Annotated in this window: 14 protein-coding genes; 3 read left to right on the top strand and 11 right to left on the bottom strand. The window is 65.4% G+C overall.

Annotated elements, in window-relative coordinates; translation table 11 throughout:
- Window positions 1-11: 11 nt before the first annotated feature.
- The 5 genes from M3195_RS17060 to M3195_RS03775 all read right to left on the bottom strand — a co-directional run bounded on the left by M3195_RS17060 (window position 12) and on the right by M3195_RS03775 (window position 7,419).
- Window positions 12-1,157, bottom strand: coding sequence for a DNA N-6-adenine-methyltransferase (locus M3195_RS17060; RefSeq protein WP_251585217.1), 1,146 nt, complete (start codon window positions 1,155-1,157; stop codon window positions 12-14).
- A gap of 68 nt (window positions 1,158-1,225) precedes the next feature.
- Window positions 1,226-3,160, bottom strand: coding sequence for a zinc-ribbon domain-containing protein (locus M3195_RS03790; RefSeq protein WP_251585216.1), 1,935 nt, complete (start codon window positions 3,158-3,160; stop codon window positions 1,226-1,228).
- A gap of 394 nt (window positions 3,161-3,554) precedes the next feature.
- Entirely contained in the window at window positions 3,555-4,646 is a 1,092-nt protein-coding gene (locus M3195_RS03785) for a TniB family NTP-binding protein (protein ID WP_251585215.1), read from the bottom strand.
- 27 nt (window positions 4,647-4,673) lie between these two features.
- Window positions 4,674-6,653, bottom strand: a complete 1,980-nt coding sequence (locus M3195_RS03780) for a Mu transposase C-terminal domain-containing protein (protein WP_251585214.1) — start codon at window positions 6,651-6,653, stop codon at window positions 4,674-4,676.
- 28 nt (window positions 6,654-6,681) lie between these two features.
- Window positions 6,682-7,419, bottom strand: coding sequence for a TnsA-like heteromeric transposase endonuclease subunit (locus M3195_RS03775; RefSeq protein WP_251585213.1), 738 nt, complete (start codon window positions 7,417-7,419; stop codon window positions 6,682-6,684).
- A gap of 150 nt (window positions 7,420-7,569) precedes the next feature.
- Here M3195_RS03775 and M3195_RS03770 point away from each other — a divergent pair, with 150 nt between their 5' ends.
- Both M3195_RS03770 and M3195_RS03765 read left to right on the top strand, forming a co-directional pair.
- Entirely contained in the window at window positions 7,570-7,926 is a 357-nt protein-coding gene (locus tag M3195_RS03770) for a hypothetical protein (RefSeq protein WP_251585212.1), read from the top strand.
- 275 nt (window positions 7,927-8,201) lie between these two features.
- Window positions 8,202-9,215 carry an antitoxin VbhA family protein gene (locus M3195_RS03765; RefSeq protein ID WP_251585211.1) on the top strand — a complete coding sequence of 338 codons (1,014 nt, stop codon included), beginning with the start codon at window positions 8,202-8,204 and terminating at the stop codon, window positions 9,213-9,215.
- Window positions 9,216-9,455: 240 nt separating this feature from the next.
- Here M3195_RS03765 and M3195_RS03760 read toward each other — a convergent pair whose 3' ends face one another.
- Window positions 9,456-9,779, bottom strand: a complete 324-nt coding sequence (locus M3195_RS03760; protein ID WP_251585210.1) for a hypothetical protein — start codon at window positions 9,777-9,779, stop codon at window positions 9,456-9,458.
- A 156-nt stretch (window positions 9,780-9,935) separates the two neighbouring features.
- Here M3195_RS03760 and M3195_RS03755 point away from each other — a divergent pair, with 156 nt between their 5' ends.
- Window positions 9,936-10,106: a hypothetical protein gene (locus tag M3195_RS03755; protein WP_251585209.1), complete on the top strand. Its 171-nt coding sequence runs from the start codon at window positions 9,936-9,938 to the stop codon at window positions 10,104-10,106.
- A gap of 8 nt (window positions 10,107-10,114) precedes the next feature.
- Here the strand turns inward: M3195_RS03755 and M3195_RS03750 are convergent, their stop codons facing one another.
- The 5 genes from M3195_RS03750 to M3195_RS03730 all read right to left on the bottom strand — a co-directional run bounded on the left by M3195_RS03750 (window position 10,115) and on the right by M3195_RS03730 (window position 14,486).
- Window positions 10,115-10,525, bottom strand: coding sequence for a hypothetical protein (locus M3195_RS03750; RefSeq protein ID WP_251585208.1), 411 nt, complete (start codon window positions 10,523-10,525; stop codon window positions 10,115-10,117).
- A 46-nt stretch (window positions 10,526-10,571) separates the two neighbouring features.
- Window positions 10,572-11,570, bottom strand: coding sequence for an ImmA/IrrE family metallo-endopeptidase (locus M3195_RS03745; protein WP_251585207.1), 999 nt, complete (start codon window positions 11,568-11,570; stop codon window positions 10,572-10,574).
- Between the two features lie 188 nt (window positions 11,571-11,758).
- Window positions 11,759-12,619, bottom strand: coding sequence for a hypothetical protein (locus tag M3195_RS03740; protein ID WP_251585206.1), 861 nt, complete (start codon window positions 12,617-12,619; stop codon window positions 11,759-11,761).
- Window positions 12,620-12,646: 27 nt separating this feature from the next.
- A complete protein-coding gene (locus M3195_RS03735; protein ID WP_251585205.1) occupies window positions 12,647-13,864 on the bottom strand; it encodes an alpha/beta hydrolase family protein in 1,218 nt (405 codons plus the stop codon).
- Window positions 13,865-13,895: 31 nt separating this feature from the next.
- Window positions 13,896-14,486, bottom strand: a complete 591-nt coding sequence (locus tag M3195_RS03730; RefSeq protein WP_251585204.1) for a hypothetical protein — start codon at window positions 14,484-14,486, stop codon at window positions 13,896-13,898.
- Window positions 14,487-14,499 lie beyond the last annotated feature (13 nt).

Here is a 14,499-nt window from a genome sequence, read left to right as displayed (position 1 = left end):
CGATCCAGCACTCAGCGACCGCTTGCCGACTCCTTGATGCCTGGCTGGTATGCGATGAAAACGATCCCAGTATCACCGAAGTACTCATGCAGCTCGGCTGCGCTCACACCGATGCCCACGAGGATGCTGGCGAACGGCGCCTCCGCCCGCTTGCCTGAGTCCCACGCGTCTCGTGCGGGGTTACCGCGCCCGGGCTCGAATCTCAGATGGCCGCGGAACTCAATGCGTGGGAAGGGTGCGAGCGCTTGCTGCCAGTGCGCTCCAGGACGCGATGGGAGGAGGAGGAGCGCCGCGCGCACGTGTCCAACCCTCCATTCGTGTACTACCCGGCTGGTCCATGCCCCCGGACCGCGACCATTCAGGCCGTAGGGCGGGTTCACCCATAGGGATGCAGGCGACCCGTCCGGATTGGCCCAGGTGGGTTGAGCCATCGCGTCGTCCTTCTCGGTAAGGAACCACTTCGCCGGCACGTTGCCATCGGGCGCAGCGGCGACATCTCCGTCGATGCCGCCCAGGCATCGCTCAGCCCGTTCGAGGACCCAGTCGGGCGTGAGCCACGCATCCGATGAGGAGGAGCGGCGATGGTTCATGAAGAGCGCGGTCGCCGCTTGCCGGGGTGTGCGCTCGCGCCGAGACTCGGCAGCTGCAGCGGACACAGACATCTCGCCGTTGGCGACAGCTCGAATGAGGTCGTCCCTGCCCTCAGCGAGCACCACGGACCCGTCTCGCACAGATCGCTCGGATACCCCCATGCTGAGCGCCGCCTCGCGCTGGGTCGGAGCAAGCGGCGAACTTGCCGGTCCAGACGATCCTGAGGATCCCCCGCGCTGGCGTGTAGCGAAGGCCGCTGCAACCAGAGCCCGTTGTGACACCGAGAGGTGGCGGCGCTTGACGTTGACGCTGATGACGAAGTCCCGTGCCGCTGACTCGTCTCCGGCGAATCGCTTGGTGACCAGTGGCCGGCCCAGTTCTCGTGCTGCATGGGCGCGATGGCGGCCGTCGAGCAACCATTCGGTCCCGGAGGGGTCGACCCAGGTGACGGCTGCATCCCGTTGACCGTGCTCGGCGATGTCAGCGACAAGTTCCGCCAGGTCGATGTCCGTCATCTTGGGAAGGAGATCCGCGAGCGGATGAGCGGGCAACATGACGAGAGACACATCGAGGAGCCTACCCATCGGCGCGCGTGCCTCATCCCGCCCGCGGCTGGGCGGGATGAGGCAGCTAGTCAGCGCTTGTTACCGCGGCGCAGTTCTCGCCTGCATTCCGGGCACATGCTTCCGGTTCGCGCTCGCGAGTATGCCGGCGCGGTCCACTCATGCCCGGCCGAGCACCGCCACCACAGGCGCTTGGACGAGCGAGCCGTGATGCTCGTAGCAGTAACGTCAGCGTTCAGGTTCGGGTGGAGCTCGGCACCCAAGGCCGGGTTCGTGGTCGCCAGGTCGTTGAAGCCGACGAGGACCTTCTGATGGGTGCAGTACGGGCAGCCGCTGCCCCTTCGTCGGTCTGCACCCCTGGCCTGCCACTCATGTCCTTCCGCGCACCGCCACCAGAGCTGCTTCGGCGTTCCGGCACGCACGTTCTCAGGCCGGAGGCCGGGGTTGCGCGACTCGTGCCACTCGTCGACGAGCTGAGGGTGAGTTGTTGCCATGTCGTTCCAGCCGGCGAGCACTCGAAGCCCGGAGCAGAACGGACAACCTGTTCCCTTGACGCGGTTCGAGCCTGCGGCCTGCCACTCATGGCCGAGCTTGCACCTCCACCAGAACTTGACCTTCGTACTCGCGATGACGTTGTCCGGGGTCTTGTCGCCGTTCAACGACTCGTGGAACTGGTCTGCGAGTGCGCCGTGCGTCGCCCTCATGCAGTTATCGGCGTTGACGGCGCGGTTGAGGCAGACATTGCACCCATGACCGTCTGCCTTGGTTTGGCTGTAGACGACCGCCTGGTACTCATGCCCTCGTGCACACTGCCACCAGACCCTCTTCGTGGACCCTGCAATGACGTCGGTCGGCCTCAGGTTGCCGTTCCTGGTGTTGTGCCAGCGTCGAGCGACGGCTTTGTGGGTGGTCGCCAGACACGTGCTCGGGTCGGCGCGCTGTCCGCTGCAGACTGAGCACGATGACGCTCGCTTCTTCCTTGACCGGTTACTGACGGCCATTGGGTAGTCGTGCCCTTCCGGGCACCGCCACCACACCTTTCGGTCCGTGCCCACGCTGACCTGTTCGGGGGTCAGGCCGTCATTGAGGGTCCCGTGCCACTCCGCAGCCAAGTCCGGTCGCATCGCCGCCAAAGAGTTGACGTCCGCCTGCACGACACGGTTCGAGCAGACCCCGCATCCGTTCTTGTTCGACGTACGTGCGGTAACGGTCGCCGTGAACGTGTGGCCGTTCTCGCACAACCAGTAGTGAGTGCGGTCCGACCCCGCGATGATTCGCTCCGGCGTCAGGTCGCCGTTCGCAGTCGGATGCCACTCCGCGGCCACCTCGGGATGCGTGTCGACCAGCGAGTTGTAGCCGGCCAACGCTGTCCGGTTCGAACACACACCGCAGCCTGCAGTGCGTGCCGACCTCTTGATTCCGAGACCGCTGGACTGGAAGCGGTGGCCGCGTGCGCAGAGATAGGTGTTGGCCGAGGCGCTGAAGTGCAGGCGAGAGAACCGCGTCCCGGGGAATTCCGAGCACACGTACTGGACGAGGTGGAGGTGGCGGGCCCGTGGGTATGTGCAGCTTTTCAGCTGCTCGAGGTGCGCTTCGTCATTTCCCACGGCGTACGCCGCCGGAACAACGAACGCGTGCACTCCAGTCTCAGCCGCGTGCCCGAGAGCGCGCAGCATGAGCCACAGCGCGTCCGTGAGAACGGTCGATTCGCGTCCGTGCAGGATGCCTCCCACGACAGAGGTCAGCGCGTTGTAGCGCAGTTCCGCCGTCAGTCCAACTGACATCATCACCGCGAGTCGACCGGGCCTCATGACCTGGTGCGCGAGCTCCACTGCGATGCGGAACCGCTCGGGGGCCGTCGCAGTGCCGCCAGACTCAGTTGCGGCCCACTCATCGACGCAGTCGAGGAGTTCGGCCAACCGGTGCGCATCGAGAAGGCCCTGTCGACGGAGTGCCTGATAGCGGCGGTCGGCGTTGACGACGTCCTTGCCGACGACCTCCTGCATGGCCGGGTCGGTTCCCGGACCAATCCAGAGACGATGCCGGCGGCAGACTCGCGGGCCATCGTGCGCGACCTGAGTGACCACGGCGCCGTCGCTGCACCTCCGGCACCCGTATCGGGTCGTCAGGCCGGTCTCGCACTTGTTGCAGCTCTGGCCGTCCGCGTGCACGAGGGATGCTCGGGCATCCCGCTGGTGATGCTCGACACTGCGGTCGCCGAGGACGGCGAGCAGCTGAGATTTCGCCTCCATCTCGTCTCCGCCGTGAGCGCGCACGAGAGGGTTGAACCAGAGCGACCAGGTGGTGCGGCCGATGAAGTTGGCGTCGCGCAGGCGGTCTGCGTAGCTCGCGACCGTCTCGTAGGCTACGGGGCGGACCCGCATGGGCAGCTTCCTCAGCTCAGGCAGCACGACGTGCCCCCTTCCCACGCCGGCTGACTCCGACGTTGTCCTTGCTCCCCAGGAGTTCGCGCTCGGTGGTCAGGTCGAGCTTGATGTCTTCGAGCTGCTCGATGGTGATGCGCTCGTTTTCCGGGTCGTCGGCGTCGATGAGGTCGAGCGCGGCGATGGAGAGGAGCCGAGACAGCGCCCCGAGCGAACCGCGCGTGCGAGTGTGCAGGTACCGCGCGTTCTCCGCCGTCAGGAGTGTCTTCTCGGGGTGATTGAGGAGCCCAAACTGTCGCTCGAATCCCTGGATGACTCCACCCCACAAGGACTGACCCGTGGGGGTGCTGATGTCGAGCTTTCCCAGCTTCACCAGTCGGCTGCGGCTCGAGAATTGTGCACCGAGGTCGTTGTTGGTGAACGCGGTCTTGTCGAGGTTGATGCCGACGTACAGGGGGACGCTGCGCACGCTGTTCATCAAGTTCTTGATGGACTGCGCGGCCTCGAACCGGCCATGACTGGAGACGCCGGACAGGTTCTGGACCTCGTCGAAGACGACGAGCGAGGTGTTGCTCGCGGTGAGGATGGACGTGACGATGCGCGTGCGCTCTTCCAGTGTCATTCGGTTCGGCGCGGGCTCCCCGAAGAAATCGAGGAACGCCCCCATGACGCGCTTACCGTTGGCGCCGCTGGGAATCTCGATGTACACCACGGGGATGTGGCCGAGCTCCCTCCAATTGGGGTAGCGCTGGACGTGGCGCTGGAAGGTCCCCACCATGACGCGCAGGGCTGCCGTCGTCTTGCCCATGGTCGCGGGCCCGGTGAGGATGACCCCCATACGTCCGACGGCGCGGTTCGCGAACTGAGCCGCACGTCGACATTCGAGCTTGAGTTCTCTGATGGAGGGCGTTTCGATGACGATGGAGCCGGCGATGCGGGCGCTACGCCGGTCGTTGAATGCCATGCGCTTGGCCGGCGTCCACTTCTTGTACTGCTCGACCGTGACGGTCTCCGTCTTCGGCGCGCTGTAGCTCTCGAGGAGGTGTTCGAGTGCCTCGCGGCGGTTGAAGTGGCCGACCGCCGCGGCTTCGTTGGGATTGTGGAACATGCTTCTGTCCTGTCTGTTTCTTGCGGGTCAGCCGACGGTGAGGTCCATCGGGTTGTCGAAGCTGTCGTCGCCGTTCCCGGCACGGACGTTTTCCAGCACGTCGCTGGACTTGACCTTTGCGGCTTCGGCCTTGGCAGCCGCCACGCGCGCTTCGGCCTCAGCCTCCTGCTGGGCGACGAACTCGTCGCGCAGCCGCACCATCAGCTCGTCCGCTTCGTCATTCTTGAAGCCGGTGTTCGCGGTCGTGAGCCTGTGAGCGATTTCGTTGAGGGTGCGCTCGAGCGGACGGGACATGCCATCCTTCGCCACCCAGGTGCACATGACCCACTCGGTATCGACGCGGGCCCAGGCACGGGTGATGTCGGCCGGGTCGAAGTGGACCGCGAACTTCTTCTTCGAACCGTCGGAGTTTCGGATGCCTCGCTGGGCCGCCAGGTGCGGGCTGTCGTACATGCGCCCGTTGAGTTCGATGCCGTCGTTCTGGATGGTCCGTTCGACGCTCGGCATGAGCGCGATGAAGTCGTCCTCCGCGCACGGGACGACGAAGTGTCCCTGCAGTTCGACCGACGCGGCGAACATGGTGTTCGGGGTGTGCCGGAGGTTCGGCTGGAGGTGGTCGACGAGGCCGTCGTGTCGACGGTTCTGCCAGATGATAGCCAGCCAGCGGTCGAAGAGCTCGGCGACCTCCTCCAGCTTCAGCACGTTCTCCTTGCCGGCATTCTCTCCACGCGACTGCACGTTGCTGTGGACGTACCCGGGGAGGTACTGGGCGAACATCGTGTTGACGGTCGAGAAGTGACGCTCGACGTGCGCCTTGCTCGTCGGTGCCTTCAGGGGCGCCTCGGTGAGGTGGATTCCGTAGCGGTCGCAGGCGAGACGGAACACGGTGGACTTGTAGTCCTGACCGTTGTCGGTGATGATGCGGCGCGGGAAGATGTACGGCCGGAAGGTGTCGTACTCCTTGAGCTGTTCCTCGTCGAGGTACTCGGACCACGGCATGCGCGGGAGCGAGAGCGTGTCGTAGTGGGTGTGCCACGAGCGCAGCTTGCGCGGCACGAGGGCGTTGGCGAGGAGCACAGCGTGGTCGTAGCCGGTAGGTGCGTCGGCCGTGAAGTTGAACGCGATGATGGAGCGGGTGCGCTTGTCGATGAGGATGGTGAGGAAGGGGCGGGAGACCTTCCCGTCGGGGAGGCGGACGAACGCGTCGAAGACGGTCGTGTCAATCTGGCACTCATCGCCGGGTGCGGACACGAGCCGCGGCTTGTGCTGTCGGGTCGGCGCGAGCGCGTTGGTCTCGCGTCGCCGCGCCGGCGTCGTCGGGTTCTCGCCATCGAGCGCTGCCACATACCGCTTGACCGTGGACAACGACGGCACCGACGGGCGCGCTTCCGGGTTCGGGTACTGAGTCAGCAACAGTTGCTTCAGTTCGACCCGGACCCGCGTGTACGAAGGGCTCGAACGCCCGACGTAGCCGGCGATGACCTCCGCCAGCGCATCCGTCACCCTCTTGTCAGCCCGCCCGAGTGCGGTCTGCCGCCTGACGGAGCGGCCATCGACAAGGCTTTCGACGCCCGCCTTGCGGTAGCGCTGCATGCGCCGCTTCAGCGTGTCGGGCGAGATGTCGAAGCCCCCGTCGGTGAGCTCCTTCCACTTCGACAGGAGGCGGGTACCCATCGGGATGCCGAGGGCGTACTGCTCGCGTGGGACGTCTCCGACCGCGGGCGAGCCGTCAACCAGCTCCTGCAGGTGCGGGATGAGGAACCGTGCCTCATCGGTCAGTCCGGCCATCGCCTCGGAGAGGGTGGACTCGGCGACCGACTTCGAGTTCGTGTCCGTGGCCTGTCCCGGCGGGAGCAGGCGGCTGAGTTCGGTGTGGTGGATGAGCTCGTACTGGTTGGTGAGGTCGTCCCGGAGCCGGAACACTCCGTTGCCGTAGCCAGCGATGGTGAAGGCGCCGGCCTCGAGGTCGAGGGTGTCGCCGATGGCGACGGTGCGGGGAATGGTCATTTTGAATCTCCTTGTTGGATGGGTTGGTTCAGGCGGAAAGCGGGGTGAGGTCGGTCAGGGGCTTGGTGATGTCGATGTGAAGGTGGCGGTTCCAGAGCATGTTGTAGATGGCGGGCATGTGCTCGCCGGGACGATTGGTGCGTAGGGCTTCGCGGAGTTCTCCGAACGTCGCGGTGCGGGCAGCCGCCCGGAGAATCTGCTTCTCCAGCTGGGCTGTCGGCAGATAGCGCGGATGGTGATAGCGGGCCATGGCCTCGAGGTTCCAGCGCACGATGTCGTCGAGCTGGTCGATGACCGTGAAACGCCAGCCGAGACGTTCGCAGAGCTTGCGGGTCTGCTCGAAGGCGAGCTCGTGTGCCGGCGTGGTCAGTGTCTGCAGGTGGACGTCGACGAGGTGGCGGGTGGCGTCGGCTTCGATTGCCAGGAAGTCTGGGTAGTGGAACGTCCCGTCCGCGAAGGTGAGCAGCAGCGGCTGCGCGAAGAGCTGGACGATGTCGTAGAGGTGGTCGATAAGCATGAGTCCGGTGAACTCCGCCATGGACTCGTGGAAAACGTGACCCTCGATGCCGGCGCACCAGTAGCGGCCCTGGTAGGTCGCCTGACCGCGGTACTTACCCGGTCGACGCGTGCGCTCTCCCGGGATGACCTCGGCAGCGGTGATGGGATTGTCGGCCCGAACGGCGTGCTTGTTGCCCGCCGCGTCGAGCCATTCGATACGGTCGTATCCGTCGCCTCGCGACTTTCTGATGCCTGTGTTCTTGCTCATGAGGTTTGTATGCGCGTTCCTTCTGGCTTGGAGGGTCAGATCGGCACTCTTTTAGGTCTATTGGCTTTGGCATATGTCTTTTGGCTCTCCCTAGCTCGCTGAGGTGCGAAATCCGTGTCTAACCCCCGTTACGTCCCGCGACAGTTCGCTGTGACCCCGCGCCAGTTCGGACAGATGGAGAACATCGACTGGGTGGCCCTCGAACCCGGGTGTGATGCGCGCGTCAGGGCGCGACGAAGCGCCGCCAAGACGCAGCATCAGATCAGCTACGGAGTGCAGAACCTGTACATGCCCCACTCCGATCAGCCGAAGATCACCCTCTTGGCAGAAGCGCTCGGGGTTCCCTACGACCGCTTGCATAAGGTGCTGAGCGGGCGCGTGGTCATGCAGCTCGAGGACATCGGACGCCTGCGTGAACTCGTTGGAGCGCAGCTCGATGTGTGGTTCCTTCGAGGGGAACTACGCCGCACTGTCACGGCGACTCAAGCGCAGTTTGCACGGCGATAAACGCCGTTCCGTTGAGGCCCGGTCGCAGATCCGAGCGCGTGCACTCGGCGACGGAGCTCAAATCAGCTTCGAGGGCTGGCGCGTGACCGGAGACGGAGAATCACGACGAGGGCCGGTCGCCCACCTCGCCGCGCAGGAATGAACTGATGGTTCATGCTGCGGAATGATATCCGCAAAGGTGGTGCATCGCAAGCTCTATTTCGTGGGGTGATTGCGGAGTATCTTCGCGGCCATGACATCGCATGAGATCGACGCCCTCGGGCAAAAGGATCACAATGAAAGCGCGTGAGTACGCCGAGCACATCGCGCTGCCAGATCAACGCGTAGCCGTGTGTGGCGACTGGCACGGCAACGTCGGCTGGGCCCGCATGGTGTCGCGTGCGCTTCCAACCTTGGCGCCGGAGGTGACCACGCTCCTGCATCTCGGTGACTGGTGGATGCCGCCGGCTGAGACCGACGCGATCTTCGCCGAGACTCACATCAACCGCATCTACGTCACGCTTGGCAACCATGAACCGTGGGGCGAAATCACCCCACTCTTCGCAGAGCAGCCTGGGGCAGCGATCCGTGTCTCCGACATCGTCTGGCTGCTCGCTCGCCCCGCGCGCCTGACCATCGGCGGCCGAAGCGTCCTCTCACTCGGCGGGGCGGCGTCGGTTGACCGCGAATCTCGGATCGAAGGGCTCACATGGTGGCCCGACGAGGCCATCACCGATAAGCATGTAGCCGCGGCCATCGCCGGTGGCCCCGCGGACCTGATGCTCAGCCACGAGTCCCCAGCTGACACCCCCATCCGCAAGGTCCGGGAGATCTTGCAGAGGAACCCCGACGGGTTTCCAGCGAGCGCGCTCGAGGCGTCCGCAGCCTCGCGTGCACGGATCAGCGAGGTCTGGGATGCCGTACGCCCCGAGCTGCTTGCGCACGGGCATATGCATGTTGCGGCGGGAGGAAGGACCGCGGACGGGCGCCGGGTCGCGAGCCTTGGCCGTGAGGGACAGAACTGGAATGTGGCTCTACTTGACATGCGTACCTTGAAGATGGCGACACCTCACCTCGCCATCATCCGCGGACTCGCCGAGCAGTGGGAGGACGACCACATCGCACATGAGAAGCGCGCGAATGGTGCTGCGGAAGCACTGCACTCGGGAGTCCTTGACGGACTCCCGCCATCACCTGAAGCGCTCCGTGACGCAAAGGACTATATCGACGGACGCCGAACCTTGGACGAGATCATTGAAGACGTCCGCCGCCGGCATACGCGGCGCCCCATCAAGGACGACGATGAGTAACGAGGAAGACTCCTCGCCCCTGAGCGAACGTCATCGCTGGGCCTCATACCCCGGACGCCGAGGTGGATCTTGCTCGTGACGTTCGGTGAGAGAGGCGACACTGCGCGCGTAGTCGCTCCCACGCTGCGTTGCGTCCCCAACCCCGCGGTCGGCAACCGTGGCGGACTCGAGAGCCTGCAGGACTATTCGTCTGTGATCAGATCCCTGCTCACCGAGCTGACCGGCACGGCATGACTGCGCTCAGGGAAAGGCCTCTGGATCAAGAGTGATCGCATTCCCCCACACCCAACAGCGGAAGGTGGTCTCTTCAGCCCGGAACTCAATGCCGGCCGCCATCGGCGTTGATCGTGCGAGCTTCGCGTCTACGCGAATAGCCCGCGGCCCGAAGCGCACCCAGGCCCGCACGCGCTGATAGGGCTGCGGGTAGGTGGTCAGCGGCTGATGTCGGAGATCGACTTCGCGTTCGGTGAGCGACTGGAGGGGGCCCGAGCGGGCGGCGGCAAGGATCTCGCGGTGTTGCGCGCGCATGTCGAAGTGAGCGGCCAACCGGTTGCTCGACCCCATGCCGTCCACCTTCCTCGGCCGAGCATCAGACTAGCAACATTCGAAGCTATGTTCTATTCTCGATGCATGCGAACTACGGCGCCACACCCACCCGCAACCATATGGATGGTCAACGACATCCCTACCCGGATGGTGTTCTGCGGACGACGCTGGCAAGTGTCCGATACTCCCACCCGGCTGCGCGACTCGCTCTGGACCGCTCCGCTCGAGGAGCATCGCGGTCTCTACGGTTGGCGCTTCCAAGCAACTGATGAGGACGGCAAGTCGCTGGTGTTCGACGTCTTCAAGGGCGCCGACGGCTGGCACGTGCATCGTAGCTACGACTGAGCGGTGGCCTACGAACTCCACGCCCATGCGGTGTGCCGCGCATCGTTGAGGACCGCTTCCAGACGCCCCGCTCGCATCTCCTCAATCCATCGCACGTCCCGGCCCTCCGTTTCGTCATAGACCGCCACGTTCAGGAACTGCGTCCACGTCCAAGGGTCGTCGATGCCGGTGTGGAGGATCGCAAGGACCTGCTGAAGGCCATCGACGACGCGACCTTCGTGTATCTGGAAGTCCGGGTAGAGCGTGGTCCCCTCGTCGGTGACTACCGCGAGCAGCTCCAAGGACTCAGTGGCCCGGCGTACTTCCGCGTCGCTCAGCCCGAGAACGCGACCGATGGACTCAGACCTGCGGCAGGGCCCGACGATGTCGCGCCACGGATCCCGGGGCTCAGGCTGAGGAGACACTGCGGATTCGTCCATGACCTGCCCTTCGTCGATGAGGTCAGCGTAGACCTCGTTCCCGACGCTAGGAACTACTACCCGCTAAGTAGTCGGCCCGGAACGTGGCGGGGTCGAGCAAGGCATCGCGCGCAACCTGGTCGCGGGAGCGACCCTCCGCTACGAGAGCGCCGACGGCTCGCGCCAGAGTCTGGGGCTGCTCTCCTCGCGCGTCAGGGGTGTCCGTTCCAATGAAATGCACCGCGCTGATGAGCTCGCGATGACGAGTGGCGTTGATGGCGCCGATGCGACGCGCATACTTCACGAGCACCTCCGCAGGCACTCCCCATTCGGTTTCGAGCTCCGCGACTCGGAGAAGGCTCAGCGGTCCGCGATGTTCAACCCCCAGCAATCCGCGGCTCTGCCAGTCGACATCCTGATGGGGCATCAGTAGCTCCGCGGCAAACGCTTCTGCTGTGCGCTCGTCGGAGTGCATCATGGCGAATCCGAGCTCGACCGCTAGGGACCAGCGGCGAGCTCGTCTCGTTGCGCGGGCGCCGAGGAAAACGAGAGGGCGGTGGTCGCGGGGCCAACTGCCGATGACGCCGCGGCGGATCGCCTGTGTGTCACGCATCAGACAGACGACGCCACGCTCCTCGAGCAGTTCGACCATGTCCGGGATCGGGCCGTCGCCAATTCTCCACGCGAGGCGCACGAGGCCGGCGACCTGACGAGGATCGGCCTGGCGTTCCACACGGGGCAACTCGAAGGTGCCCGCGCCCAAGATCCGCCCGACGTGGAAATCCCCCAGAGCAAGGCTGGCGTTCAGGCGATTGCGTGCGTGCGCCGGGAGGGAGCGCTGCAGCGGGGCAAGCACGCGAGGGGGCACAGGCCGATGGTCGAGGAGGGCAGGCGGAACGCGCAGTGCAGTTGCGAGTGCGGTCTTCTGCTCGGCGGAGGGGGTGACGCGGCCTCTCTCGATCCCCGAGATGACAGCTTGAGAAACGCCGGATCGTTCGGCGAGTTCCACCTGGCCCATGGGCTGACTGACGCGAATGTTCCACAGCATCGAGTTCGCATCACGCACCACTCCACCGTATGTGTCCGCACTCGGATGCCGAGAACACTGCAGTCGATTTCCTGCGAGTGATTCCGCTCGCCGCACTCAGATGCGTGAGTACGTCGAGCGGAACAAGGGAATGCTCCAAACGATTTTCCCGGGGGAAGCGAAAGGGTGCACGCTCGACACAGCGCGCACCCTTTGCTCTAGATCGCCTAGTCGCGAGTGGATCGAATTGGTCCCCGGGCGCCAGCACGCCGTCGCCGAACGATGACCACAATCACGATTGCTGCGGCAATGACGACTAGGGCGATGACGACGACCGCCACGATAAGGCCGGTATTGGCGTTGTCGGTGTTTGCGGTCGGAGTGACCGCCGGCGTGGGTTCGACAGGTGACGCCTCGGCGACGGTCACGGTCGTGGAGCCGAGTACGGTTTCGCCGTCGGTGACGACGACCGTGTAGGTACCGGCCGCAGTCGCGGTGAACTCTGCCGTCGCTTGTCCGTTGGATACGGTGACATCGACCGATGCCGATGGCTCCCCGTTTGTGATGGACAGCGTCGCGCCGGTGCTCTTGTCGAGGCCGAACGTCGCGGTGCGAATGTTTCCAAGGCCGTCAGCGGTAATGCTGGCCGTGCTTCCAGTGTCGATGTCTGCGGGCGATGCCGATACTGTCGCGACGGTCGTGGCGCCACCGCCTGACTCGGCGCCGGTGACCGTGATGGTCGTTGTTCCGACGGGCGTCTCACCGTCACTGACGGCGACTGTGAAGGTGCCGGCTTCGGTTGCGGAAAACTCGACAGTCGCGCGTCCATTTACGACGGCGGCTTTGACGGAGGTGGAGGCAGGGCCGCCCTCGACCATCAAGAGTCCGCCGGGTGTGGCATCCAGTCCGAAGGTGGCGGACTCGAGGTTTCCGAGGCCGGCGGCGGTGATGGTGGAGGTTCCGCCGACCTGGATGGTGGCGGGGCTGGCCGTGACATCGGCTGTCTGGGCGAGGGCGACACCGGTGCCGCTGAAGGTGAGGGCGGCGGCGGCAAGGGCGGCGAGGACCGTGCGAACAGGTCGTTTCAAGGTGAACTCCGTGGATGAGAGGTGCGGTCAGTGGGTGAGCTGCTCGTCGAGCCAGTCGAACATGCGCTGGGCGGTGAGAGCACGGGCCATGGGCTGGCAGTGCCCGTCGGCGCCCTCGGCGGCGGTGAACGGGATAACCGTGGAGACCTCTCTGGTGAGGTCCGCGAGCTGCTCTGCCTGTCCGGGCCAGAACTGCTCATTCTCAGGGGACAGGATCAGCAGCGGTGTGGTGATCTGGGATGCGACGTCTGCGACGGTGTACGCACGGACGGCCCGGATGGTCTCTCCGTAGCCGGTGGTGCCGTAGGGGCGTGCTCGGAACGCCCAAGTGCGGGCGGTGTCCGGGGAGAACTTCATCCCGAATGCCATCTCCTTGTCGAACTTGGCGGTGTCGCCACTGTCGAGCACGGTGAGCAGGCTGTGTGGAAGGCGGCTGGTCCAGGAGGTGGAGACGTCGACGATGCCGGGATCGGTGATGCCGGCGGCGAACCGGTGCTCGAACGCGAGAGCCCGTGTGACCCAATAGCTGCCCTGGCTGATGCCATAGACGGCCACCTTTGCGGCGTCCACGCCGTCCAGGGTGAGGGTGTGGTCGAGGACGGGGGTGAGAACATGCTCCCAGTCCGGGCGGAACGGCACGTTCTTGTCGAAGAGTTGGCTCTGCTGGCCGGGACCGTCGAATGCCACGACGTTGTACCCGCGGGCGAGGGCCGGCTGGATGCAGGACGCCCAGAGCCCTGCGAGGGATCCGTCACTGCCGTTGACGGCGATGAGTGTGGGGGCGGTGCCGTAGGTGCTGGCGCGGAAGAAGTAGCCCGGGAGGGCGTCGTTCTCGTAGGGGATCTGGATGGCGGTGATGTTAGCGGTGGTGTGGGTGAGGAACCCGCCCCAGGCGGTCTGCTGCTTCGCGAACGTGGGCTGCAGCCGGGTGGTGTCGTCGAGGCTGCTCAGTGCGTTGACGGCGACGGCGTAGTAGGCGGATGCGCGGAGGTAGGCGTCGGCGGCGCTGACGGTGTGACCGCGAGACGCGGCGGTGTCAGCGGTCTGCGCGGTGCGGTCTGCGAGAGCGTTCCAGGCGTCGAACCAGCCTTCGTGGTCGTTCTTGCGGACCTGCTCGGTGGCGGCGAGGATCTCGCCGGGGTCGCCAGCTCCGGCGGCGGTGCGACCGATGGCGGTGCGGATCTCGAAGTCGAAGTCAGGGTTGACGGAAAACGGCTGGACGTCTGTGGTGGTGTGTGCGTGCATGATGATGTGTCCTCGGATGGGTGAGTAAGAGTCAGGCGGTTGTAGCGGTGGACGAGTCGTGTCCGGCTGCGGCGGCGGTGCGCTGGGTGTAGATGTAGGCGTGGATGATGACCCAGATCTCGACTCCCCAGTTCAGGAGCGCTTCGATGATCGGGAGGGAGGCACCGGAGGCGGTGATGGCTCCGGCGATCAGGTGCGCGACGCCGATGGCAGTGACGGCGAGTCCCCAGGCGGTGCTGATGCGCCGGTTGGTGCTGAGGAAGGTGGGGGAGGTCCAGTACTGCTCGGGCACGCTCTGCTTGGCATAGGCGGCGGTGAACGGGGCGGTGGAGGCTGTCGCGAGGATCACGAGGCCGACGAGCAGGACGGCGATCCCGTGGGCGTACGCCTCCAGGAACGGGTAGGCGTCGGGGCTGACGACGAAGCCGATGACGGCGAGGCCGGAGAGCATGACCGCTCCGGTGAGGGGGACGAGCTTGATCCCGCCGCGCAGGTCGGTGAGCACGACAAGCAGGGCGAGGACGGCGCAGATCAGCGCCGCCCACCCGGGAACGAGGAAACGGGACAGCAGCCCGTAGGCGACGAGCGGTACGAGCGAGAGGATGATTCTGACAGGGTTCACGATGTGTCCTTCG

The sequence above is a fragment of the Microbacterium hydrocarbonoxydans genome (assembly GCF_023715885.1).
GTDB classification, from domain to species: Bacteria; Actinomycetota; Actinomycetes; order Actinomycetales; family Microbacteriaceae; genus Microbacterium; species Microbacterium hydrocarbonoxydans_C.
This window is presented reverse-complemented; position numbering and strand designations above follow the sequence as displayed.

What these genes read in the sequence shown, in the direction of transcription:
- M3195_RS03790 (WP_251585216.1), bottom strand. Translation starts at nt 3,160, where the DNA reads ATGCAGGAGGTCGTCGGCAAGGACGTCGTCAACGCCGACCGCCGCTAT.
- M3195_RS03785 (WP_251585215.1), bottom strand. Translation starts at nt 4,646, where the DNA reads ATGTTCCACAATCCCAACGAAGCCGCGGCGGTCGGCCACTTCAACCGC.
- M3195_RS03780 (WP_251585214.1), bottom strand. Translation starts at nt 6,653, where the DNA reads ATGACCATTCCCCGCACCGTCGCCATCGGCGACACCCTCGACCTCGAG.
- M3195_RS03775 (WP_251585213.1), bottom strand. Translation starts at nt 7,419, where the DNA reads ATGAGCAAGAACACAGGCATCAGAAAGTCGCGAGGCGACGGATACGAC.
- M3195_RS03765 (WP_251585211.1), top strand. Translation starts at nt 8,202, where the DNA reads ATGAAAGCGCGTGAGTACGCCGAGCACATCGCGCTGCCAGATCAACGC.
- M3195_RS03760 (WP_251585210.1), bottom strand. Translation starts at nt 9,779, where the DNA reads ATGGGGTCGAGCAACCGGTTGGCCGCTCACTTCGACATGCGCGCGCAA.
- M3195_RS03750 (WP_251585208.1), bottom strand. Translation starts at nt 10,525, where the DNA reads ATGGACGAATCCGCAGTGTCTCCTCAGCCTGAGCCCCGGGATCCGTGG.
- M3195_RS03735 (WP_251585205.1), bottom strand. Translation starts at nt 13,864, where the DNA reads ATGCACGCACACACCACCACAGACGTCCAGCCGTTTTCCGTCAACCCT.